19 protein-coding genes and 1 pseudogene are annotated in these 21,774 nt (G+C 74.0%); 8 read left to right on the forward strand and 12 right to left on the reverse strand.

The annotated features are described in order from the left end of the window. Positions 1-15 precede the first annotated feature (15 nt). Entirely contained in the window at positions 16-1,053 is a 1,038-nt protein-coding gene (locus ABZ562_RS35145; protein ID WP_361487764.1) for a glycoside hydrolase family 5 protein, read from the reverse strand. Positions 1,054-1,296: 243 nt separating this feature from the next. On the opposite strand from ABZ562_RS35145, the pseudogene ABZ562_RS35150 reads away from it, so the two are divergent. Continuing rightward, positions 1,297-2,042, forward strand: a pseudogene (locus tag ABZ562_RS35150) (sigma-70 family RNA polymerase sigma factor). Between the two features lie 56 nt (positions 2,043-2,098). On the opposite strand, the gene ABZ562_RS35155 reads toward ABZ562_RS35150, so the two are convergent. The 4 genes from ABZ562_RS35155 to ABZ562_RS35170 all read right to left on the reverse strand — a co-directional run bounded on the left by ABZ562_RS35155 (position 2,099) and on the right by ABZ562_RS35170 (position 6,347). After that, a complete protein-coding gene (locus ABZ562_RS35155; RefSeq protein ID WP_361487767.1) occupies positions 2,099-3,094 on the reverse strand; it encodes an aldo/keto reductase in 996 nt (331 codons plus the stop codon). A gap of 91 nt (positions 3,095-3,185) precedes the next feature. After that, on the reverse strand, positions 3,186-4,103 hold the full coding sequence (locus tag ABZ562_RS35160; protein WP_361487769.1) for a CoA ester lyase: 918 nt from the start codon (positions 4,101-4,103) through the stop codon (positions 3,186-3,188). Further along, the gene (locus ABZ562_RS35165) at positions 4,093-5,304 is read right to left on the reverse strand and encodes a CoA transferase (protein ID WP_361487771.1); all 1,212 of its coding nucleotides are present in this window, start codon (positions 5,302-5,304) and stop codon (positions 4,093-4,095) included. The genes ABZ562_RS35160 and ABZ562_RS35165 overlap by 11 nt, the downstream gene beginning before the upstream one ends. A gap of 104 nt (positions 5,305-5,408) precedes the next feature. Then, a complete protein-coding gene (locus tag ABZ562_RS35170) occupies positions 5,409-6,347 on the reverse strand; it encodes a LysR family transcriptional regulator (protein WP_361487773.1) in 939 nt (312 codons plus the stop codon). Positions 6,348-6,492: 145 nt separating this feature from the next. Between ABZ562_RS35170 and ABZ562_RS35175 the strand changes: the two genes are divergently transcribed. Next, positions 6,493-7,824: a citrate:proton symporter gene (locus tag ABZ562_RS35175; RefSeq protein ID WP_361487776.1), complete on the forward strand. Its 1,332-nt coding sequence runs from the start codon at positions 6,493-6,495 to the stop codon at positions 7,822-7,824. A 50-nt stretch (positions 7,825-7,874) separates the two neighbouring features. Further along, a complete protein-coding gene (locus tag ABZ562_RS35180; protein WP_361487779.1) occupies positions 7,875-9,962 on the forward strand; it encodes a 3-hydroxybutyrate oligomer hydrolase family protein in 2,088 nt (695 codons plus the stop codon). 18 nt (positions 9,963-9,980) lie between these two features. On the opposite strand, the gene ABZ562_RS35185 is transcribed toward ABZ562_RS35180, so the two are convergent. Continuing rightward, positions 9,981-10,394, reverse strand: coding sequence for a MerR family transcriptional regulator (locus tag ABZ562_RS35185; RefSeq protein ID WP_361487781.1), 414 nt, complete (start codon positions 10,392-10,394; stop codon positions 9,981-9,983). Positions 10,395-10,446: 52 nt separating this feature from the next. Here ABZ562_RS35185 and ABZ562_RS35190 point away from each other — a divergent pair, with 52 nt between their 5' ends. From ABZ562_RS35190 to ABZ562_RS35200, 3 genes are all read left to right on the forward strand, one after another. Further along, positions 10,447-11,397, forward strand: a complete 951-nt coding sequence (locus ABZ562_RS35190; RefSeq protein WP_361487783.1) for an SDR family NAD(P)-dependent oxidoreductase — start codon at positions 10,447-10,449, stop codon at positions 11,395-11,397. 72 nt (positions 11,398-11,469) lie between these two features. Then, the gene (locus ABZ562_RS35195) at positions 11,470-12,105 is read left to right on the forward strand and encodes a TetR/AcrR family transcriptional regulator (protein ID WP_361487785.1); all 636 of its coding nucleotides are present in this window, start codon (positions 11,470-11,472) and stop codon (positions 12,103-12,105) included. After that, positions 12,102-13,598: an MFS transporter gene (locus tag ABZ562_RS35200; RefSeq protein ID WP_361487787.1), complete on the forward strand. Its 1,497-nt coding sequence runs from the start codon at positions 12,102-12,104 to the stop codon at positions 13,596-13,598. The genes ABZ562_RS35195 and ABZ562_RS35200 overlap by 4 nt, the downstream gene beginning before the upstream one ends. Positions 13,599-13,605: 7 nt before the next feature. Here ABZ562_RS35200 and ABZ562_RS35205 read toward each other — a convergent pair whose 3' ends face one another. The 6 genes from ABZ562_RS35205 to ABZ562_RS35230 form a co-directional block, all read right to left on the reverse strand. Then, positions 13,606-14,670, reverse strand: coding sequence for a zinc-dependent alcohol dehydrogenase family protein (locus ABZ562_RS35205; RefSeq protein WP_361487790.1), 1,065 nt, complete (start codon positions 14,668-14,670; stop codon positions 13,606-13,608). Positions 14,671-14,729: 59 nt separating this feature from the next. Beyond that, entirely contained in the window at positions 14,730-15,527 is a 798-nt protein-coding gene (locus ABZ562_RS35210) for an SDR family NAD(P)-dependent oxidoreductase (RefSeq protein ID WP_361487793.1), read from the reverse strand. 84 nt (positions 15,528-15,611) lie between these two features. Further along, a complete protein-coding gene (locus tag ABZ562_RS35215) occupies positions 15,612-15,965 on the reverse strand; it encodes a hypothetical protein (RefSeq protein ID WP_361487795.1) in 354 nt (117 codons plus the stop codon). Between the two features lie 56 nt (positions 15,966-16,021). Continuing rightward, positions 16,022-17,197 carry an amidohydrolase family protein gene (locus ABZ562_RS35220; protein ID WP_361487798.1) on the reverse strand — a complete coding sequence of 392 codons (1,176 nt, stop codon included), beginning with the start codon at positions 17,195-17,197 and terminating at the stop codon, positions 16,022-16,024. Positions 17,198-17,200: 3 nt separating this feature from the next. After that, positions 17,201-18,628: a glutamine synthetase family protein gene (locus ABZ562_RS35225; protein ID WP_361487800.1), complete on the reverse strand. Its 1,428-nt coding sequence runs from the start codon at positions 18,626-18,628 to the stop codon at positions 17,201-17,203. A gap of 141 nt (positions 18,629-18,769) precedes the next feature. Beyond that, on the reverse strand, positions 18,770-19,753 hold the full coding sequence (locus ABZ562_RS35230; protein WP_361487803.1) for an iron-siderophore ABC transporter substrate-binding protein: 984 nt from the start codon (positions 19,751-19,753) through the stop codon (positions 18,770-18,772). Between the two features lie 256 nt (positions 19,754-20,009). On the opposite strand from ABZ562_RS35230, the gene ABZ562_RS35235 reads away from it, so the two are divergent. Further along, positions 20,010-20,270: a hypothetical protein gene (locus ABZ562_RS35235; protein ID WP_361487805.1), complete on the forward strand. Its 261-nt coding sequence runs from the start codon at positions 20,010-20,012 to the stop codon at positions 20,268-20,270. Between the two features lie 250 nt (positions 20,271-20,520). Further along, complete coding sequence (locus ABZ562_RS35240) at positions 20,521-21,663, forward strand: glycoside hydrolase family 88 protein (protein ID WP_361487807.1); 1,143 nt, start codon at positions 20,521-20,523, stop codon at positions 21,661-21,663. The last annotated feature ends 111 nt before the right edge of the window (positions 21,664-21,774 follow it).

Genomic DNA, 21,774 nt, shown 5'->3' on the forward strand with positions numbered 1-21,774 from the left:
CTGATCTGGGGTTGGCTAGGAGCGGTAGACCGTGGCTTCTCTGGACGTCGAGCCGATGCCGTTCGCACCCTTGAAGATCCGCTGTCCCCAGCCGGTGAGCGCCGCGGCGTTGAATCCGGTGGCCATGTCCAGGTATTCGACACCGCCGCTGTTGCCGCTCCAGGACCAGCCCAGATAGCCGACACCGAGCGCCTGGGCGTATCCCATGATGGCGTCCTCATCGGGGTTGCCGTCGGAGTGGTTGTGGCCGAATTCGCCCACGACGAGCGGTAGTTGGGCGCCCACGAAGCGGGTGAGGTAGTCCTTGACCTCGGCGGCGGTGTCGAAGACTCCGTACATGTGGACGGAGAACACGGTGTTGCGGTCCGGGTCGGCGGCCAGGACCGAAGCCGCGTTGTCGCGCATGGTGAAGCCCCAGTCCTGGCCCCAGTTGGGGGCGTCGGCCATCAGGGCGTGATGGATTCCGGCGGTGCGCAGCTTCCGGATGGCGGCCTTGGTGTCGGCGGTCCACGCGCTGGCGCCCGTGTTGCCGTACGGCTCGTTGCCGAGGTTGACGACGACGTAGCTCTCCTGGCCCGCGAGGGCGGAGCGCACGCTGATCCAGTAGTCGGCGGCGCGGGAGAGGGTGATGGCGCCGCCCTGCTCGCCGTAGCCGGTGGTGTCATGGGCTTCGAGCACACAGATGAGCCGGGCGCGCTTGCACTGCGCGACGACGTTCGCCACATCGGCGGTGTCGTTCTTGGCCCAGCGGTCCCCGGTGGACAGCACCACCCGCACGGTGTTGGCGCCCAGCGCCTTGATGTCCGAGAGGGCCTGGGCGGTCCGGGAGGCGTACCAGGTGTGGGCGTGGTTGACGCCGCGCATGACGAAGGGGCTGCCGTTGCCCTCGACCAGCTTGCCGCCCGCGACATGCAATCCGCCCGCGACGGGTAATCCGCCGACGGCACGGGCGGGTGGTGCGAGGGAGGGCAGGGACAGCAGCAGGGCGGCGAGGGCGGCGAACACGACGGCCATGACGCGGGGGGTGGCACCGCCGGGGGCGGTCGTACGCATGGGCGACTCCTGGTGGGGGAGCGGTCGGGGCCCCGGGCGATTGCCCCGAGCATGACAACGATGCCTGGAAACGGTGAAACGGGTTGGGAGCGCTCCCAAGTTATGTAGCCAGGGCGCCGCGGCGCGTCAAGGGCTGGGGGACCGAACGGGCGTACCGGCCCACGGCGGTGTCTGCCCGCCCTGTCACATCCGGCGCGGCCGTACGTCAGTGTTCTGATGACAACCGATGACGAGAGAGGGCCGATGGGCGGAAACGCGTTCCTGGCGGAGACCTTCGAGGCACACCGCGGCCATCTGAGGGCGGTGGCCCACCGCATGCTGGGCTCGCTCAGCGAGGCCGACGACGCCGTCCAGGAGGCCTGGCTGCGGCTCAGCCGCTCCGACACCAGCGAGGTGGCGAACCTGGGCGGGTGGCTGACGACGGTCGTCGGCCGGGTGTGCCTCGACATGCTGCGCTCGCGCACCGCACGGCGCGAAGAACCCCTCGGGGCGCATGTGCCGGACCCGGTCCTCAGCGGTACGGGCGGGGTCGACCCGGAGGACCAGGCGCTGCTCGCCGACTCGGTCGGCCTCGCCCTGCTGGTCGTGCTCGACGCCCTGGCTCCCGCCGAGCGGCTGGCGTTCGTCCTGCACGACCTGTTCGGCGTGCCGTTCGACGAGATCGCGCCCATCGTCGACCGCACCCCGGCCGCGGCCCGTCAGCTCGCCAGCCGCGCCCGCCGCCGGGCGCCGCCACCCCGGTCGCGTTCCGCGAGGTGCTCGGCGCGGAGGGCGTGGCCCACCAGGCGCTCACCTTCGCCCGCGTCGGCGGCGGGGATTCCCGCCCACGGCCCGTGCTGGTCAACGGAGCCGTCGGGGTGGTCGGGACCCGCGCGGGCAGGCCGGCCTCGGTACTGGGCTTCACGGTCACGGACGGCAAGATCGTCGCGATCGACATCCTCGCCGATCCGGAGCGGCTGGCCCGGCTCGACCTGACCGCCCTGGACTGACGACGCCGGGCGCCCCAGCGTTGGCCGGGCGCGGCTCCGGCCAACGCTGACCGCCGCTACCGCCCCAGGATCCGCTCGACGTCGGCCATCTGCCCGGCGGTGAGCGGTCCCTTCGCGATGGCGCCGGCGTTCTCCTCGGCCTGGGCGACCGTGCGGAAGCCGGGGATGGGGATCGTCCGCGGGTCGCGGGCCCAGATCCAGGCGAGGGCGCCCTGCGCGAGGGTGCGGCCGTCGCTGGTGAGGACGGACCGCAGGGCGTCGACCCGCCGGAGCCAGGCCGGGTCGGCCCCGGCGTTCGCGGTGAACCCCGGCAGCCAGGCGGGCGGCGCGTTGCGGATGTCCCCGCCCTCCAGGGCGCGCCCGGCGGCGTGCTTGCCGGTGAGCAGGCCCATGGCGAGCGGGCTGCGGTTGATGCTGGCGAGGCCGGACTCGGCGCAGAGGGCGAGGAGCCCGGGCGCGTCCTGGAGGACGTTCAGCCGGTGCTGGACGGCCGCGCAGTGCGGGCCCTCGGCGAAGACGGCGGCCCGGGCCGGGTCGTCGGTGCTCCAGGCGTACGCGCGGATCAGCCCCTCGCGTACGAACTCCTCACACGTCTCGCGCAGCCGGGCGGCGCGCTCCGGCCCGGCGTCGGAGATGTGCAGCTGGTACAGGTCGATGTGGTCGGTGTCCAGGCGCCGCAGGGAGGCGGTCAGGGCCCGGCGCGCGTGCTCCGGGGAGTCGTCCTGTCCGAGGCGGGTCCGGGTCCGCTCGTCGAAGACGTTGCCCCACTTCGTGGCGACGACGACGTCGGCGCGGTGCTTGCCGAGGGCGCGGCCGAGCACGCGTTCGCTGTGGCCGGTGCCGTACGCGTCGGCGGTGTCGAAGAAGGTGACACCGAGGTCGAGGGCGCGCCGGATCGCCCGCACGGACTCCTCGTCGTCGACCCTGCCCCAGCCCAGTGGCTGCCCGTCGGGGGACTGCCACTCACCGCCGATGGCCCAGCAGCCGAAGCCGAGGGCGCTCACCTCGATGCCGCCGCGGCCCAGTGTTCTGTTGTGCGCCATGGTCTCCATGGCGGTGGACTGTAGGAGCTGGAGCGCGCTCCAAGGCAAGCCCCCGGGACTGGAGCGCGCGCTCCAGGGCAAGCCCCCGAGCGGACGGGAGTCAGCCGTGCAGGGCGAGCGTGTGGCGGGCCGTGGCCGCCATCGCCTCGTCCACCATCCGCCCCTCGAACCGCACGGCCCCGGCCCCGCGCGCCTGGGCCTCCTCCACCGCCGCGATCAGCCGGGCGCAGCGGGCCAGCTCGTCGGGGCCGGGGGAGAACGCCGCGTTGACGACCGGCACATGGGAGGGGTGGATCACCGCCATCCCCTCGTACCCCAGGGCGCGGTTCTGCTCGGCGAAGCGGCGCAGCCCGTCGAGGTCCGCGATGTCGGTCCACAGCCCGGCCACCGGGTGGGGGCGGTCCGCGGCGCGCGCGTCGAGCAGTACCCGGGCGCGCAGTGCGCGTGTCTCCTCGCCCTCCGGGCTCCAGCGGTAGCCCACGGCGCGCTCCACGTCCCCGCCGGGGCCGGTGAGCGCGCCCAGGTGGGCGACGCGGTCGGCGGCGCGGCCGATGGCGTAGGCCTCGCGCAGTCCGCGCGCCGTCTCCAGCAGGGGAACGAGCGCGAAGTGGCCCTCGGGCAGGCCGTGCTGGTGCTCGCACCACGCCAGCATCCGGTCGGCGGCCGTCACGTCGTCGGCGTGGGAGACCTTGGGCAGCACGATGCCGTAGAGGCCGGGGCGGGCCACGGCGCGCAGTTCGTCGGCGGCCTGCCAGCCCGCCGCGCGGTCGAGGGAGTTGACGCGGACCAGCAGCCGCATACGGCCGGTGGCGGCTTGCGCCGCCGCCTCGTCGACGGCGCGGGTCACCGCGTCGAGCGCCGCCGCTTTGCCGTCATCGGGGACCGCGTCCTCCAGGTCCAGGATCGCGGCGTCGGCGCCTGCCGCCCGGGCCTTGGGCAGCCAGTCGGTTCTGCTGCCCGGGACGAACAGCAGGGAGCGCAGGGGGACCCGGGCGGGTGCACACGGTTCAGATGACACCGTCGTCCTCCAGTTTCGCCAGCCGCTTGTCGTCGATGCCGAGCCACTGCCCGTAGACCATGGCGTTGTCCTCGCCGAGCGCCGGGCCGGTGCGCCACACGGCGCCGGGGGCCTGGCGGAAGTGGGGGATGACCGCCTGCATCCGGACCGGGCCGAGGTCGGGGTCGTCGACGGTGATGATGTCCTCGCGCTCGGCGTAGACGGGGTCGGCCGCGATGTCGGCGGCGGTGAAGACGCGGGAGGCGACCACCTCGGCGCGTTCGAACTCCGCCAGGCATTCGGCCGAGGGGCGCCCGGCGACCCACTCGCGCAGCGCCGTGTCCAGCCGGTCGCGGCCCGCGTGCTGCTGCTCGACGGTGGCGAACTCGGCGTCGGGCAGGCCGAGCAGACGGACCACGTTGCGCACCGAGCGGGTGGTGGCGGAGGTGACGGTGAGCCAGTCGCCGTCCGCGCTGCGGTAGGTGTTGATGACGGCGGCGGGCGCGACCGCGAGCTGGTTGCCCGCCCGCTCGGGGGCCGTACCGAGCTGGTCGTACGCGATGATCTGCCACTCCACGAGGCGGTAGAGGGGTTCGAAGAGGGCCAGGTCGATCCACTCGCCGTCGAAGTCCGGGTCGGTGTTGCGGCGGTGCAGCGCGGCGAGCACCGCGAACGCCCCCATCAGGCCGGTGACGGCGTCGCCGTGCGAGAAGCCGGTGTGCACGGGCGGGCCGTCGGGGAAGCCGGTGAGGTGGACGACCCCGCTGCGGGCCTCGCCCATCTTGCCGAAGCCGGGGGCGTCCGCGCGGGAGGAGGTGGCGCCGAAGCCGGAGATCTGGAGCAGGATGGCCCGGGGGTTGAGCGCGTGGACGGCCTCCCAGTCCAGCCCCCAGGTCCGCAGCCGCCCGGCGCGCAGCGTCACGATCACCACATCGGCCCACGCGACCAGCTCCCGGGCGACCTCCCGGCCCGTCTCGTGGTGCAGATCGAGCGTCACGGAGCGCTTGTTGCGGCCCGCGACCTTGAACCAGAGCGGGACGCCGTCCCGGCGGGGCCCCATGGCCCGGGCGGCGTCCCCGTCGCCGGGCGGCTCGACGTGTACGACGTCGGCCCCCTGGTCGGCGAGCATGCCCCCGGCGAGCGGGCCCGCCACGACGTGGGCGAACTCCACCACCTTGAGTCCCGCGAGCTGTCCCTGCCGTGTGCTGGTGTGGTCCTCCATGCGGTTCAGGCTGCGGGCTGGGGCATATGCGGGTCCAGCATTGAACGAGCATCAATTCATGCGGATGTCGCAATAATGGCCAGGAGTGCCCGGCCAGTTATGGATCAGTCCGCCTCCTCCCACGCCACCCCGTCCGGGAGCCCCCGGCCCGCCGCCCGGCACACCTCCAGCTCCTCCAGGAAGCGCGCCGCTCCCGGCGGGAGCGCCCGGTGCGCCGGGAGGACCACGTACAGGCGGCGGTCCAGCACCGGGGCGACCAGCGGGCGGCGGACCACGGGGCCCGGCGGGATCAGGGGGTGGACCAGGGCGGGGAGGGCTGAGACGCCGAGGCCCGCCGCCACCAGACCGCCCACCGTGGCCACGCTCGACGCCTCGGCAGCCGGGGCCGCGTCCCTGCCCGCCCGGGTGAAGGCGGCGTCCGTCATGCGGCGGACGCTGGAGTCCGTACCGACCGCGAGGAACGGTTCGCGGCCCAGCTGGTCCCAGGTGACCTCCTCCCGCTCGGCGAGCGGATGGTGTTCGGGGAGCACCGCGTGGAAGCGGTCGCGCACCAGGGGCCGCAGCCGGATGCCGCCGGTCGCCCGGTGGCGGGGGACCGTGCTCACGGCGAAGTCGGCGTCGCCGTCCACGACCCGCTGGAGCACCGAGCGTTCCAGGCCGTCCAGGAGCCGTACGGTCATCTCGGGGCGCCGGGCGCGGAAGGCGGAGATGACCGGCGGCAGGAGGACGGCCGCCACCGAGGGGAGCGCGGCCAGCGACACCGTGCCGCGCTCGCCCGCCACATAGCGGCCCAGCTGGGCGAGGCCCGCCCGGTGCGCGGCGAGGATCTGGTCGGCGATCCGCAGCGCCTCCGCCCCGGCCGGGGTGAGTTCGACGTTGCGGGTGTCGCGTTCCAGCAGCCGCATGCCGAGGGTGCGTTCCAGATCGGCGACCGCACGGCTCAGGGAGGATTGGGACACGTGCAGTTCGGCGGCGGCCGCGGTGAAGCTCACCGCGCGGGCGACCGCGGTGTACGCCGTGAGCTGGCGCAGGGTGACGTCCATGGTCGGCGAGCGTATGCGCGACCGCCGTCCGGGGGAACTGTTGCGCAGAACGCATGGATAGATCTGTGTTCGATGCTGGACGCGGATCTTTCGCCGCTCCGACACTCATCGGCAACACCCGACCGGACGAGGAAGCGAGCGGCCCATGCTGGCAGCCCTGGGATTCTGCACGATCGGCGGCTTCCTGCTGCTCACCATGTTCAAACGGGTCTCGGTGCTGGTCGCCCTCGTGCTGACACCGGTGGTCACCGCGGTGGCCGGCGGCTACGGGGACGAACTCGGCCCGATGGCGCTCGACGGGCTGTCCCAGGTCGCCCCCACCGGCATCATGATCGCCTTCGCGGTGCTCTACTTCAGCCTGATGATCGACGCGGGCCTCTTCGAACCGCTGATCCGCGCCATCCTGCGCATCGCGAAGAACGATCCGGTCAGGGTCGCGGTCGGCACCGCCGTCCTGACGATGTGCGTCGGGCTCGACGGCGACGGCGCCTCGACCTTCCTCATCACCATCTCCGCCCTGCTGCCCGTCTACCGGCGGCTCGGCATGAGCCGGCTCGTGCTGGCCGGGGTCGTCGCACTCGGCGCGGGCGTGATGAACATGATCCCCTGGGGCGGGCCGACCGCGCGGGCCGGCGCCGCCCTCAAGCTCGACACCTCCGATGTGATCACCCCGCTGCTGCCCGCCTTCGCCGCGGGCATCTGCTGGGTGCTGCTCGCCTCGTACGCCATCGGCCGCCGCGAACGCACGCGCCTCGGCGCGCTCGGCCGGGATTCCGGCCCGGAGCCGATCCCGGAGCCGACCGCGGCGGCGGCCACCGGCGACGGCCCGGGCACGCCCCGGGTGGCGGCGCGGGCGGGCACCGCGCTCACCGTCTTCAACCTGACCCTCACCCTGGCCCTGCTGGTCTGCCTGGTGCTGGAGGCCATGCCGCTGCCGGTGCTGTTCGTGCTCGCGTTCGCCATCGCGCTCCTGGTCAACCACCCGCGCTGGGAGGACCAGCAGGCCCTGCTGGAGAAGCACGGCAACAGCGTCGTCCTCGTCACCACCATGATCTTCGCCGCCGGTGTGTTCACCGGCATCCTCACCGGCACCGGCATGATCGGGAAGATGGCCCACGCGATCGTCGGGGTCATCCCCGACGGCCTCGGCGGGCATCTGCCCGCGCTGGTCGCCGTCACCAGCATGCCGCTCAGCCTCGTCTTCACCCCCGACGCCTACTACTTCGGCATCCTGCCCGTGCTCGCCGGGACCGCCGACTCCTTCGGCACCGACCCGGCCGAGGTCGCCCGCGCCGCCGTCCTCGGCCAGATGACCACCGGCTTCCCGCTGTCCCCGCTCACCGCCGCGACGTTCATCCTGCTCGGCATGAGCGGCGTGCAACTCGGCGAGCACCAGCGGTTCATCTTCCGCTGGGCGTTCGGCACCACGCTGGTGATGACCGCGGTCGCCATGGCGACGGGCGCGGTGCCGCTGTGATCCTGCACCCCGCGAGTGCGGCCGTGACGCCCCGAGGAGGAGCCTTGGCGATGCCATCCGTACGCCACCGCCGCAACGCCACCCTGCTGCTGACCACGGCCCTGGCCGCGGCGTCCCTCACCCCCGCCACCGCCACCGCCGTCGCGGACGCGGCCCCCCTGCCCGGTTTCCACCACCTCACCTCCGTGCACTACGACGGCACGGGCGACGATCTGCTCACCGCCGGGCTCGGCTTCGAGGGCTTGCGCGGCCCGCTGCCCGCCCCCGCCGACCCCGACCGGCCCACCACCGCCGAGCTGCGCCGCCAGGCCGTCTGGGCGTCCGCCGGGATGTCGGCCGGCTCCGGCGGCGGACTCGGCCGGCTGTACGGGGCCAACGTCGACCGGGGCCGCCCGCTGCCCGGCGACGGCCGGATCGCCGGCACCGAGTACCGGGCGGTGGCGGGGCGCGGCGCGGACAGCGTGAGCTTCGTCGTCCAGGTGCCGGACACCTTCGACCGCGCCCGGCCCTGCGTGGTGGCCGCGCCCGCGACCGGACTCGGCGGCGTCTACAGCATGGTCGGCACGGCCGGGGCCTGGGGCCTGCACCGCGGGTGCGCCGTCGCCTACACCGACAAGGGCATGGGCCCGGCCTTCGACGATCTGCACTCCGGCACGGTCATGGCCTACGACGGCACGACCGGACCGCGTACGGAACCTGGCGGCCGCAGCGCCTTCGACGCCGGGCTGACCGACGCCGAGCGGGCCCGCTTCGACGCCGCCCGCCCGTACCGGGTGGCGTACAAGATGGCGCACTCCCGGACCGATCCGCAGGCCACCTGGGGGCGCGATGTGCTGCGCTCGGTGCGGCTCGCGCTCGCCGTCCTGAACCGCGACCGGGCGAGCGGCGCACCGCCCGGCGGCTACACCGCGGCCACCACCACGGTCCTGGCCACCGGCGTCTCCAACGGCGGCGGGGCGGCCGTCGCCGCGGGCGAGGACGACCGTACCGGGCTCATCGACGCCGTCGTCGCCTCCGAACCGCAGATGAACCTCGCCCCGCGAGGCGGCATCCGGGTGCGCCAGGGCGGGCGCGCCGTCCCCGTGGCCGGGCTGCCGCTGATCCGGTACAATTCCCTGGCCTCGCTGCTCCAGCCGTGCGCCGCCCTCACCGAACCCTCCGCGCCGGGCTACGCCACCCTGGACGTCCCCGCCGCGCGCCGCCGGTGCGCGGCGCTGGTCGGCGACGACCCCCGGCTCATCACACGCCGCGACGCGCGCCGGGCGGGGGAGGACGGTCTGCCACGGCTCGCCGCACGGGCCCTGGTGCGCGCCGGATACCAGCCGCAGTCCGGGTACTTGCAGCTCGCGCACTACGATCCGCAGACCCCGGCCTCGTACGCGATGAGCTACGCGCGCGCCTCCGTGGACGACGCGCTGTGCGGATACGGATGGGCGCGCACCGACGGCTCGGGCACCCCGGTGCCCTACCGCCGCTCCGAGCTGGCCGCCGCCTTCGGCACCAGCCCCGGGCGGGCGCCCGCCCCGGGGACGCTGATCGACGAGAACGCGCCCGGCGGGCCCGTCGCCGACAGCAAGTCCCGTGGCGCGGACGGCCGTCACGACTACAACCTGCGCGGCGAGCGCTGCGTGTACGGGCTCGCCTTTCCGTCGCCGGGCGCCCGCGGGGGACGGGGCTGGGCGGCACGGCTGGCCGCCGGGCTCGACGCCACGCGCCGCAGCGGCGATCTGCACGGCAAACCGGCACTCATCGTGCACGGCCGGGATGACACCAGGGTGCCGGTGAACCACAGCTCGCGGCCGTATCTGGGGCTCAACGCCCGTGCGCAGCGGGGGACTTCCACGGTCAGCTACGTCGAGGTCACGCACGCCCACCACAGCGACGCGCAGACCCCGGGGCTGGACAACCGGTACGTCCCGCTCGGGTACTACTACCAGCAGGCGCTGGACGTGATGTGGCAGCGGCTGCGGGGGCGGGGCGGGGAACTGCCGCCCAGCCAGGTGGTGCGGACGGTGCCACGGGGCGGCGAGCCGGGCCACGCCCCGGAGCTGACCCCCGCCAACGTGCCCGCGATCGCGGCCGATCCGGCGGCGGGGGACCGGGTGCGGGTGGTGCGGGACACCGTGCGCGTGCCGTAGGGCGGGGCCGGTGGTCCGTCACCCCTCCGGCGGCGTGGGGGACCACACCCCGGCGGCGGTCCCGTCGCGCACGTGCCGCTCGTAGACGGCCACCTTGGTCCGGATGACCTCCAGGCAGGCGCCGAGCTCGCCGATCCTGGCCCGTACGTTCTCCTCGTGCTCACGGAGCAGTTCGAGCCGGTCGGCCTCATTGCCCGGGCCGAGGCGGACCAGTTCGGCGAATCTGCGGATTCTCGCGATCGGCATGCCGGAGGCGCGCAGCCGGTCGCACAGCGCGAGCCAGTCCACATCCGCCTGTGCGTAGAGCCGCTGCCCGCCACCGGTGCGGGGGATCTCCCGCAGGAACAGCCCCTCGCGCTCGAAGAACCGCAGCGCGTGCACACTCAGCCCGGTCGCCTTGGCGACCGCGCCGATACTCAAGCCATTGCTCATCGGCGAACCGTACCTTGACCTAGCGCGCGGTCGAGGTTTTAGCGTCCTGTGCATGATCACGAAACAGCGCAAGCTCCCCTCCGGGTTCGGCGCCCACAGCACCGCCGCCGACGTGTCCGCCGGGATCGACCTCACCGGCGCCACGGCCCTGGTCACCGGCGGATACTCCGGGCTCGGCCTGGAAACCACCCGCGCGCTGGCCCGCGCCGGGGCGCGCGTCATCGTCCCGGCCCGGCGGCCCGGCATCGCCGGGGAAGCCCTGCGGGACATTCCCGGGGCGGAACCCGGCGCGCTCGACCTGGGCGACCTGGAGAGCGTGCGCGCGTTCTCCGACCGCTTCCTCGACACCGGCCGCAGCCTCGACATCGTCATCAACGGCGCCGGGGTGATGGCGTGTCCGGAGACCCGCGTCGGTCCCGGCTGGGAAGCCCATTTCGCCATCAACCACCTCGGGCACTTCGCGCTCGTGGGCCGCCTCCGCCCCGCGCTCGCCCCCGGCGCCCGGGTGGTGTCCGTGGCGTCGTCCGGCCACTTCCTGAGCGACATCCGCTGGGCGGACCCGCACTTCCGCACCGGCTACGACCGCTGGCTCGCCTACGCCCAGTCCAAGACCGCCAACGCCCTCTTCGCCCTGCACCTGGACCGTCTCGGCGCCGACAGCGGTCTGCACGCCTACGCCGTGCACCCCGGCAGCATCCTCACCCCGCTCCAGCGCCACATCCCGCGCGACGAATGGCACGGGCTGGGCTGGGTGACGCCGGACGGCGAGCCCGCCGAGGGCTTCAAGACGCCCCCGCAGGGCGCGGCGACGGCCGTCTGGGCCGCGACCTCCCCGCTGCTCGGCGCCCACGGCGGCGCGTACTGCCAGGACTGCGACATCGCCGAGCCGGCCACCACCGACGACATGCTCATCGGCGGGGTGAAGCCCTGGGCCACCGACCCCCAGGCCGCCTCGCGGCTGTGGGATCTCTCCAGCGAACTCACGGGCGTGAACGCGTTCTGAGCCCGCTGCGGAGGAGCGGAGTGAGTGCTCACTCATTGACGGAGTGAGCACTCACTCCGTACTCTCGGAGGTATGACGGAGACCTCTTCCACACCGACCCGGCGCCGCGCGCCCGCCATGGACCCCGATCAGCGCCGCAAGATGATCATCGCTGCGGCGCTTCCCCTGGTCGTCGAATACGGCGCCGCCGTGACCACCGCGAAGATCGCCCGGGCCGCGGGCATCGGGGAGGGCACGATCTTCCGTGTCTTCCCCGACAAGGACACCCTGATCGCCGCCTGCGTGGCCGAGGCCACGCGCCCCGACGACGCGGTCGCCCACCTGGAGGCGATCGACCTGGACCAGCCGCTCGCCGCCAGGCTCACCGAGGCGGCCGAGGTGATGCGCGGGCACATGACCCGCATCGGCGCCGTCGTCGGGGCCCTCGCCGCGACCGGCCGGCTGGAGCGCGGGGCACCCCGCCGGCCGGGCGAGGGCGGCGAGCTGCCGGACCGTGAGGCGGGGCTCGCCGCACCGCGCGCGGCCCTGGCCGCCCTGCTGGAGCCGGACCGGGAGACCCTGCGGCTCGCCCCCGAACGGCTCGCGGACTCCTTCCAGTTGCTGCTCATGTTCGCCGGGCGGCCGGGCGCGCACGACCCGCTGACCACGGACGAACTGGTGGACCTCTTCCTGCACGGCGCGCTCGCCGGGCCGGGGGAGGCCCGGTGACCGCATCCGAGGGATACGCGCACCTCACCTCCCGCCGCCGGACCCTGATCACGCTGGCCCTGCTGGCGTGCGCCTTCCTGGCCCTGCTCGACGGCACCGTGGTCGGCACCGCGCTGCCCCGCATCACCGAGCAGATCGGCGGCGACGACAGCTGGTACGTCTGGCTCGTCACCGCCTACCTGCTGACCTCCTCGATCAGCGTCCCCGTCTACGGCCGCTTCTCCGACCTGTACGGCCGCCGCCGACTGCTGCTGGGCGGACTCGCCCTGTTCCTGGCGGGCTCACTCGCCTGCGGTCTGGCCGGTTCGATGGAAGCGCTGATCATCTGCCGCGCCGGTCAGGGACTGGGCGCCGGGGCCCTGCTCACCCTCGGCATGGCCCTGATCCGTGACCTCAATCCGCCCTCCCGCACGGAGGGGCTGATCCGCATGCAGACGGCGATGGGCACGATGCTGGTGCTCGGCCTGGTCGGCGGCCCGATCGTCGGCGGTGCGCTGGCCGACCACGCGGGCTGGCGCTGGGCCTTCTGGCTCAACCTCCCCATCGGCCTGGCCGTCGCGGCCGTCCTCGGTCTGGTGCTGCCGGACCGCCGCCCCGCCGGGGCGCCGTCCGGACGGCTCGACATCGCGGGGGTCCTCCTCCTCACGGCCGGTCTCTCCCTGACCCTGACCGGCCTGAGCCTGAAGGGCACTCCCGACGGCGGACGCGCCCCGTCGTGGACGGATCCCGCCGTGGCGGGCTGTCTGCTCGGCGGCCTGGCGCTGCTCGCCCTGCTCGTTCCCGTCGAGCGCCGCGCGTCCGTACCCGTGCTGCCGCTCGGTCTCTTCCGGCACCGCGCCTACAGCGCCCTGCTGACCGGCGGGTTCTTCTTCCAGGCCGCCGCGATGCCGGTCGGGATCCTGCTGCCGCTGTACTACCAGCAGGTCCGGGGCCACTCCGCGACCACCTCCGGGCTGCTGCTCCTTCCCCTGATGGCCGGCATGGCGCTGAGCAACCGGCTCACCGCCGCCGCCATCCTGCGCAGCGGCCGCCCCAAACCGGTGCTCCTGACCGGGGCCGGGCTGCTCACCGCCGGGACCGCCGCGTTCTTCGCCCTGGACGCGGCGACACCGACGGCCCTGATCTGCGGCTGGCTGCTGATCGCCGGACTGGGCACGGGACCCGCGATGGGCGGCATCACCCTCGCGACCCAGAACTCCGTGCCCGCCGCCGACATGGGCACCGCGACCGCGGGCTCGGCCCTCGCCAAGCAGATCGGCGGCACCTTCGGGCTGGCCTGCGCACAATCCCTGATGGGCTCGCACGGCACGACCGCGGCGAGCGCCGCGGCGATCGGCTCCACGGTCGCCTGGGGCGGGGCGGCCGCCGGAGTCCTCGCCCTCGCGGCGGTCTTCGCGATGCGGGACATCACCATCCCCACCCCACGGGGCAGCGGACGCCCGCCCGCCCCACGAGCCGGTGACCAGGCGGCGGTGACGCCCGCCCGGAGCTGAGCCGGCGTCAGCGGCCGGAGAGCGGTGCGCGATGCGGCTCTATCATCGTCACCCCGCCCCTGGCCGCCGACGTCAGCGTGGTCAGGGCCTCGGGGACGGCGTCCAGCCCTATGACGTCGGTGACCAGCAGATCCGGCCGCAGCGTCCCGGCATCGACCATCTCCATCATCGGCCCGTAGGCGTGGGCGGCCATGCCGTGGCTGCCCAGCAGCTGGAGTTCGAGCGCGATGACCCGGTCCATCGGCAGCATCGGGTTTCCGGCGGCGGGCGGCAGCAGGCCGATCTGGACGTGGCGGCCATGGCGGCGGAGGCTGCTCACGGAGGCCGCGCAGGTACGGGGCGAGCCCAGCGCGTCCACGGAGAGATGGGCGCCGCCGCCCGTCGCGTCCGCGACGGCCTCGGCCACCGAGCCCAGGGTGGAGGACGCGTCCACGCAGACCGCCGCGCCGAAGCGGGAGGCCAGGGCGAGCGCCCGGGCGGAGATGTCGACCGCGACGACCCGCGCCCCGCAAGCCGCCGCGATCATGACGGCGGACAGTCCGACCCCGCCGCATCCGTGCACCGCGACCCATTCGCCCGGGGCGACCCGGCCCTGGGTCACCACCGCGCGGAAGGCGGTCGCGAAGCGGCAGCCGAGCGAGGCGGCGGTGGTGAAGGGCAGTTCGTTGCGGATGCCGACCAGGTTGACGTCGGCGTTCTCGACCGCGACGTACTCGGCGAACGACCCCCAGTGGGTGAAGCCCGGCTGCGTCTGCCGCTCGCACACCTGCTGGGCGCCGTCCGCGCACGCGGCGCAGCGTCCGCAGGCGCAGACGAAGGGCACGGTGACCCGGCGGCCGGGGCGCCAGTTCAGGACCTCGGGGCCGATCTCCTCGATTGTGCCCGCGAGTTCATGGCCGGGGACGTGCGGCAGCCGGATGTCCGCGTCGTGGCCCATCCAGCCGTGCCAGTCGCTGCGGCACAGCCCGGTGGCCTCGACGCGGATCACCGCGCCGCGGGGGGAGGGGGCGGGATCGTCGACGGTCCGTACCTCGGGCCTGCGCCCGAAGTCGTCGAACACCACAGCACGCATGAACCCGCTCCCTCGCTCGAACTCCCGGTGGGGTCGCCCGAACCTACACCACGCCGCGCTCAGCGCTTGTCGCGCTGTCCGTCGGCGAGCTGCCGGGACGTCTGCCCGGCCCCGGCTCCGCGCTGGGCGCGCTCGGCGAGGGTGGGGAAGAGGCCGCCGAGGGCGCTGCCGAAGCGCAGCTCCAGCGGGGCCACGTTCACCTCGGCCCGGTTCCGTTCGATCCCGCGGAGCGTGGCCGCCGCGACCCGGCCGGTGGTGATGGTGCGCACTCCGGGCGGCGTGGAGGCGCCGGAGTCGGCGAACATCCCGGCGTCGCCGACGAACCCGGGCTGCACCAGCGTGACCCCGACGCCCGTGCCGTGCAGGTCCTGCCGCAGCCCGAGCGCGAAGCCGCGCAGCCCGAACTTGGCCGCGTTGTAGAGCGCGGCGCCGGGGGACGCGGTACGGCCCGACAGCGAGCCGATCATCACCAGCTGCCCCGAGCCCGCGGCCACCATCCGCGGTGCCATCAGCCGGGACAGCAGCAGCGGGGCGCGCAGATTGACGTCGAGGGCGCGGTCGAGGTGGTCGGTGTCGTAGCCGAGGACGTCACCGCTGGAGGGCAGCGCGGCGTTGGCGATGAGGATGCGGGTGTCCGCCGCCTCCGCCTCCTCGACGAGCCGCTCCAGATCGGACCGGTCGGCCAGGTCGGCCACGATCGCGCGGGCGCCGAGCCGCTCGGCCAGCGGCCGCAGCACCTCCTCGCGGCGCCCGGTGAGCAGCAGCTCGGCGCCCCTGGAGGCGAGGGCCCGGGCGAGGGTCTGCCCGATGCCCCCGGTCGCTCCGGTGAGCAGGACGGTGGTGCCGCTGATCCGCATGCGTTCTCCTCCGGCGACGCTGACGTGGCGGGCGACGGCGGCACGCACCATCGCCCACGCCGAACCGTACCCGCCGGTAGATCCTCACGCGCCTCCGGGATCCATGCCGCTGGCCCGGGCTATCGCCTCGACCTCGCGCCGGTCGCGCTCTGGCTGGTCGCCGAACTCGACGACCAACTGCAGCCCGTGCGGCCCCAGCAGACTGGTCAGCTGGGCCAGCTCCCGTCCGAGAGCGGGGGTGAACAGATCCCGGTCGAGCGCGGTGAACGGCACGTCGATACCGGTGGCCCCGCCCGAGGACCGGCCCACGATGGCCTCGTTGACGCCGTGCAGTATGCGCAGCAGCAGATCGTACGACGCGGGGTCGAGACGCGACTGAAGCTCGGCCAGGTGAAGCGCGAACTGCTTGGCGCGCTCCAGGAATTGCTCTTCGTCCATCCCACCATCGTGACGAAACTCCTCGCCCGGTGCCCCGCGAACCGGGGATTCTGCGGTCAAGGCTGATGATCACGGGTGATCGTGCTGCCGAGACCGTACACTCGGCGCGCGTTGTCCGCGCCGAGCAGCGCCGCCACCCGCCCCGCGTCGCCGCCCGACCACGCGCCCTCGCGCACCCACTGGGTCAGCAGCCCGGTCAGCGCCTCCCGGAAGAGCCGGGCGCCCACCACGTACAGCTCGGGCAGCCCGTAGGCGTCGGTGGAGAAGAGCACCTTGCCGAACGGGGCCAGCTCCAGCATCTCGGCGAGCACCGCCCCGGCCCGCGCCCCGGTGTGGGTCAGGGACAGGCCGACGTCGGCGTAGACATGCGGGAAGACGGCGGCGAGGTAGGCCGCGCCGCGGTGGTACGGATAGCCGTGCAGCAGGATCAGCGAGCAGCCGGTGGGGCGCACCGCGCGGATGAAGTCGGTGAGCGCGAGCGGGTCGCAGCGGTCCAGCCGCAGATCCGGATCGCCGAAGCCGGTGTGCAGCTGGAGCGGCAGCCCGGTGTGGGCCGCGGACCACAGCAGATGGCGCAGCAGTACGGGATCGTCCACCCGGGCGGCGGGCGCGCCGCCGTCGGCCCGGTGGGCGAGCCAGCGCTCGGCAGCGGTGTGCACGGCGGCGGGGGCGGGCGGGTCGGGCTCGAAGTGGAGGCCGTAGCGGTAGGCGGCCACCGACTTGAAGCCCGCGGCGGTACGGGCGGCCTCCCGGATCCCGTCGGCGAGCCCGGTCAGGAAGTCGTCGGCGCCGCGCGAGGTGTCGGCGGTCCGCTCCGCGAGGTGTTCCAGCCGGACGATCTCGTGCGCGGTGCCCCCGGCCGCCGCGGCCAGCTCGTCCGGGGTGGTGAGGTCGCCGGGGAGGCCGGTGTCGACGAGGAATTCGGTGATCCCGGCGGCGCTCAGCAGCCGCCGGTTGACCTCCCCCGCGCCCAGCTCCCGCCGCCGGGCGAGATAGCGGGCGGGCGGACAGTGCGGTTCCAGATCGAGCAGCGGCGGGCACCAGCGGCGCAGCGCGAAGCCGAGCTGGCTGTCGAAGAAGGTGGTGCCGAGCGCGGCGGGCGCGTCGGACTCGGTCAGGAACGCCTCGAACGCGGCGGCGTCCAGGTCGCGGCGGGCCACCCCATGACAGTGGTGGTCCACCAGCGGCGGCAGAGACGGACCGCTCGGCGCCGTCCCCTCGGTGGAGTGCATCGTTCAGTACCGTCCCCGGGTCGCGGCCGCGATCTCCTGCGGGGTGGCCTTCTCGAACAGCGCCGCCTCGGCGCGGCGCACGGCGGCGATCGACTCGAAGAGCGGGTCGCCCAGCGCCTCGCGCAGGACGCCCGAGTCCTCGAAGTGCTCCAGCGCGGTGAGCAGCGAGGTGGGCAGCCGCGGCTCCCGGCCCGTCCGCGCCGGGTCGCCGGAGACCGGTGGCGGCAGGGTGAGCCCGGCGTCGAGCCCGGCGAGCCCCGCGGCGATGACCGCGCCCGTCACCAGATAGGGGTTGGCGGCCGGGTCGAAGCATTTGATCTCGGCGTTGGCCGCCCCCGGATCGTCCGGGGCGCCGGTGATGAAGCGCAGCGCCGCCTCACGGTTCTCCAGCCCCCAGCACTGGTAGGCCCCGGCCCAGCGGGAGGGTTCCAGGCGCAGATAGCTCGCGGGGGAGGGGGCGCCGATGGCGAGCAGGGCGGGCAGGGCGCGCAGCACTCCGGAGAGGAACGCCTCGCCGGTCGCGGTCATGCCGTGCGGTCCGTCCCCGTCCCGGCACAGATTGCGGTCGCCCTGCCACAGACTCAGGTGCAGATGGCCGCCGTTGCCGACGGTGCCCGCCTCGGCCACCGGGCCGAACAGCGGGGTCAGCCCGTGCCGGGCCGACACCCCGCGAATCGTCTCGCGGACGAGGACGGCGAGATCGGCGGCGCCCACCGGGTCCGAGGGCGCCACGGACACCTCGAACTGCCCGGCCGCGTACTCCGGATGCAGCTGCAGTACCTCCACGCCCTGGGTCTGCAGCGTGCCGAGCACGTCGGCGAGGTAGCCGGAGAGGTCCACCAGGCGCGCCATGCCATAGGCCGGGCCCGTACCGGCGTAGGCCGGACCGGGGGCGGCGTAGTACGCGCCCGGGGCGGTGTCGTACGGGCCCGGGCCGGGCGTGTCGCGGGCGGGACGCGACGCGCCGGTGCCGCCGGTGGTGACGACCCACTCCGTCTCGAACCCCATGCGCAGGGCGATCCCCCGCCCGTGCGCCCGCTCGGTCATCCGGCGGGCGAACAGCCGCTGGCAGGCGGGGTGTTCCAGGCCTGACTGGGCGTAGCGGTCGGCCGGTGCCCACGCCCAGCCGGGCTGGGCGGCCAGCACGGTGAGCCGGCCGAGGTCGGGGAAGAGCCGCAGATCGCCGTCGGGACCGCCGATGTGAGGGCTCGTCGTCATGGAGTCGTCCACGAGGTACACGTCGAACACCGGGGACATGCCGACGCCCCGCCGCGCGGCATGGGCGAGCCGCCCGGTGGGCACGGACTTCACCCGGGTGAGTCCCGCGTTGTCCACCCAGGTCAGCGCGATGCCATGGATGCCCTGCGCGGTGAGCCGGTCGGCCTCCTGCCGCGCCCGTGCCTGTGCCTGTTCACGATCGCCCGTCCCCATGGGCTGCCTCCTCCGCCGCGGCCTGTACGCCGAGACTATTGCCTGCGGAGGGCATTATGGTGACGGATTGTCCCGATCGCATACGGGGTGTGACGGTGGGATATGCCTTCCCCATAACCGTCGCGAACGTCCGGCTCCGCCTCAGCGCCCCAGGTGCCCGGTGATGTCGCGCAGGACGACCCGCGCGGCGGTCGGCCCGGCGTTGAGGTACCAGGGGTCGTCGTCCACGGTGACGGTGTGTCCGGCGCGCACCGCGTCCAGCTTCTTCCACAGCGGATTGGAGAGATAGGTGCCCGCGTCCGTCTTCCCGGGCCGGCCCTGGACGGAGGAGAAGATCCAGTCGCCGTCCATCTCGGGGATCCGCTCACCGCTCAGGTCCTGGGAGATGTCGTCGAACGTCTGGGACGCCGGGCGGCCGAGCCCCATGTCGTCGGCGATGGTGCCGGTGAAGGACTTCGCGCCGAACATCCGGACCCGGTCCGGGGTGAACCGCACCATGGACAGCTCGGTGTCCTTCCCGCCCAGCTTTCCGCCCTGCCGCGCGGCGTCCTTCTCGAAGCGGCTGACGATCGCGGCAGCCCGGTCGCGCTCGCCGACCGCGTCCGCGACGGTCAGCAGGTCCTTCTTCCAGTTGACGCCGCGTCCCTTGGTGACGACGGTCGGGGCGATGGCCGACAGGGTGGGGTAGAGGTCGCCCTGGGTGCTGTTGACCAGGATCAGATCGGGCTTGGCGGCCGCCAGCTTCTCCAGGGCGGGGGAGGAGCGGGTGCCGATGTCCGTCATCCTCGCGAGCGCCTTCGCCTTGCCGGGGAAGGCGTCGCGCAGATAGTCCGGGACCAGGCCCGCGTTGTCGGCGCGGGTGGTGGCGGCGGGCACGAGGCCGAGGGTGAGCAGATCGTCGAGCTGTCCGGTGCTGATGACCGCGATGCGCTTCGGCTTCGCCTCGACCGGTGTGCTGCCGAGTGCGTGGGTGACGGTGCGCGGGAAGGCGCCGTCCGCCTGCCGGGCGCCCGGCCGCCGCTCGGACGCCGAGGAGGAGTCCGCGGACGGCGCGGGGCCGCAGCCGGTGAGGACGGCCGCGGCCAGGGCGGCGGCGAGCAGGGGGAACGGGCGGTGGGTGCGCATGAACGACTCCAGGGAGGCTTAGGTCAGGCTTACCTTACCGTGCGCTCGCCCGCGCCAGATGAAAGCCGCCCTCCGCCCAGCCGATCGGCGTCTCCCGCGGCGTCGGTCGGTCCGGCTGCCCGTGCGCACCTCCAGCGGCAGCGCGCCCCGCGCCGCGCCGGGGGCCAGGCCCAGCTCCACCGCCCCGGCGTCGACCCCCTCCGGGTCGTAGAGCGCGACGTCCCGTACGAAGTCGTCGACCGCCCGCTGGTGGAGCATGCGCCAGCGCAGCAGCCTCGCCGCCTTCGCCACCGGCACGTGGCGAGCGCCCGTCGTTCTCGCCCACAGCACCCGGCTGGCGATGCTCCTGGGCGCGGTCATCTGCGCCATCGGCTGGGCCGCCTCCTACGTCCTCGCGCCCGAGACCAGCGGGCTGACCCTCGCCGACGCCGGCGCCGCGGACCGCGCGACGGCGACCCGCGTGGCCGCTCCGGCCTCCGCCGCGGCGGCGCCCCGACCACATCGCGGCCCGCCGTGAAGGAGACGTCACGATCGTCGGCGGCGGAGTCGTCGGCCGAGCGCGACCCCGACCGGTTCCGGCGGCGGCGCGTCGAGGCCATCGTGGCGGCCGCGCGCCCGCTCGCCCCCGCCACCGGCCGCCTGCTGGCCGGGTTGCTGACGGGGAATGCGGATCCGGCCGTTTCCTCCGCTTTTGATCCCCAAAGGCAGGTTCGCCGCTATTCTTGGCGTGTGCATGGCATTCGGCCCATCAAGAGGAGAGTCCAGTGATGAGACGCAGGACCGTACTCGCGAGCGCGTTAGGCATCGGCGGCGGCCTTCTGCTGCCGGGGATGGGGGTGGCCCACGCGGCCCGTACGGACTGGTCGCGGGCGGTGGTGGAGTCCACCCTGGCCCGCTACCCGGACCCGGCCTCGCTCGGTGGCTGGGGCTACACCCGGGGGCTGTTCCTGCTGGGGGCCTACCGCGTCTACCAGCGGGTGCGGGAGCCCTCGTACCTGGCGTACATCAAGACCTGGGTGGACAACTTCGTGGACGCCGAAGGCCATATGAGCCGCACCTTCGACAACCTCGACGCCATGCAGTCCGGCAACCTGCTGCTGATGCTCCACCGGGAGACCGGGGACGCACGCTACCGCACCGCCGCCGACCAGATCCGCGACCGCATCACCAGCTATCCGCGCACCGCGGACGGCGGCATGTGGCACGCCACCGGCAAGACCAACGAGCTGTGGGGCGACGGGGTCTTCATGGCCCAGCCGTTCCTGCTGCGGTACGGCATCGCCTACGGGGACACGTCGTACGCGTACGACGAGGTCACCCGGAACCTCTCGGTGTACTTCCGCCACTTGAAGGCGCCGAACGGGCTGATCTACCACGCCTACGACGCGGACGGCGACGCCCCCTGGAACCCGGACCCCGCCACCGGCACCTCCGCCCACTTCTGGGCCCGGGCCATCGGCTGGACCGCGATGACGCACATCGAGGTGCTGGAGATGCTGCCCGCCGGCCATCCGCGCCGCGCCGAACTCATCGGCAACGTACGCCACTTGGCCAAGGGGTTCCTGCGCTACCAGGACCGGGCGACCGGCCGCTGGTTCCAGGTCGTCGACAAGGCGAGCGAGCCCGGCAACTGGACCGAGACCTCCGCCTCCAGCATGTACACCCTGATGCTGCACGCCGCCCTGGGCCACGGCTGGATCCGCGGCGACGGCTACACGGCGGCGGCGCGCCGGGGCTACCGGGGCGTCCTGGACAAGGTGACGGTGGACGCGGACGGGCGGACCAGCATCACCGACATCAGCGAGGGCACCAACGTCGGTGACCTGGCGTACTACCTCGGCCGCAAGCGCAACACGAACGACCTGCACGGACTGGGCGCCTTCCTGCTGATGAACGAGCGGATCGCGTAACGACGCGCGGGTGCGGCCGCGCGCCGCGGCGAGCGGGCGCAACCCGCGGGCCCGGGCCCTCATGAGGTGGAGCTGGGAAACCATGTTCGCGCCGGCCGGCGGCCCGCCCGG

This window comes from Streptomyces sp. NPDC019937 (genome assembly GCF_040631655.1).
Taxonomy (GTDB): Bacteria; Actinomycetota; Actinomycetes; order Streptomycetales; family Streptomycetaceae; genus Streptomyces.

Coding starts and splice junctions, on each gene's coding strand:
- ABZ562_RS35165 (WP_361487771.1), bottom strand. CDS start 5,304: ATGGAGGACCACACCAGCACACGGCAGGGACAGCTCGCGGGACTCAAG.
- ABZ562_RS35225 (WP_361487800.1), bottom strand. CDS start 18,628: ATGGGGACGGGCGATCGTGAACAGGCACAGGCACGGGCGCGGCAGGAG.
- ABZ562_RS35180 (WP_361487779.1), top strand. CDS start 7,875: ATGCCATCCGTACGCCACCGCCGCAACGCCACCCTGCTGCTGACCACG.
- ABZ562_RS35240 (WP_361487807.1), top strand. CDS start 20,521: ATGAGACGCAGGACCGTACTCGCGAGCGCGTTAGGCATCGGCGGCGGC.
- ABZ562_RS35195 (WP_361487785.1), top strand. CDS start 11,470: ATGACGGAGACCTCTTCCACACCGACCCGGCGCCGCGCGCCCGCCATG.
- ABZ562_RS35235 (WP_361487805.1), top strand. CDS start 20,010: ATGCGCCAGCGCAGCAGCCTCGCCGCCTTCGCCACCGGCACGTGGCGA.
- ABZ562_RS35230 (WP_361487803.1), bottom strand. CDS start 19,753: ATGCGCACCCACCGCCCGTTCCCCCTGCTCGCCGCCGCCCTGGCCGCG.
- ABZ562_RS35175 (WP_361487776.1), top strand. CDS start 6,493: ATGCTGGCAGCCCTGGGATTCTGCACGATCGGCGGCTTCCTGCTGCTC.
- ABZ562_RS35210 (WP_361487793.1), bottom strand. CDS start 15,527: ATGCGGATCAGCGGCACCACCGTCCTGCTCACCGGAGCGACCGGGGGC.
- ABZ562_RS35155 (WP_361487767.1), bottom strand. CDS start 3,094: ATGGAGACCATGGCGCACAACAGAACACTGGGCCGCGGCGGCATCGAG.
- ABZ562_RS35215 (WP_361487795.1), bottom strand. CDS start 15,965: ATGGACGAAGAGCAATTCCTGGAGCGCGCCAAGCAGTTCGCGCTTCAC.
- ABZ562_RS35205 (WP_361487790.1), bottom strand. CDS start 14,670: ATGCGTGCTGTGGTGTTCGACGACTTCGGGCGCAGGCCCGAGGTACGG.
- ABZ562_RS35190 (WP_361487783.1), top strand. CDS start 10,447: ATGATCACGAAACAGCGCAAGCTCCCCTCCGGGTTCGGCGCCCACAGC.
- ABZ562_RS35185 (WP_361487781.1), bottom strand. CDS start 10,394: ATGAGCAATGGCTTGAGTATCGGCGCGGTCGCCAAGGCGACCGGGCTG.
- ABZ562_RS35170 (WP_361487773.1), bottom strand. CDS start 6,347: ATGGACGTCACCCTGCGCCAGCTCACGGCGTACACCGCGGTCGCCCGC.
- ABZ562_RS35145 (WP_361487764.1), bottom strand. CDS start 1,053: ATGCGTACGACCGCCCCCGGCGGTGCCACCCCCCGCGTCATGGCCGTC.
- ABZ562_RS35220 (WP_361487798.1), bottom strand. CDS start 17,197: ATGCACTCCACCGAGGGGACGGCGCCGAGCGGTCCGTCTCTGCCGCCG.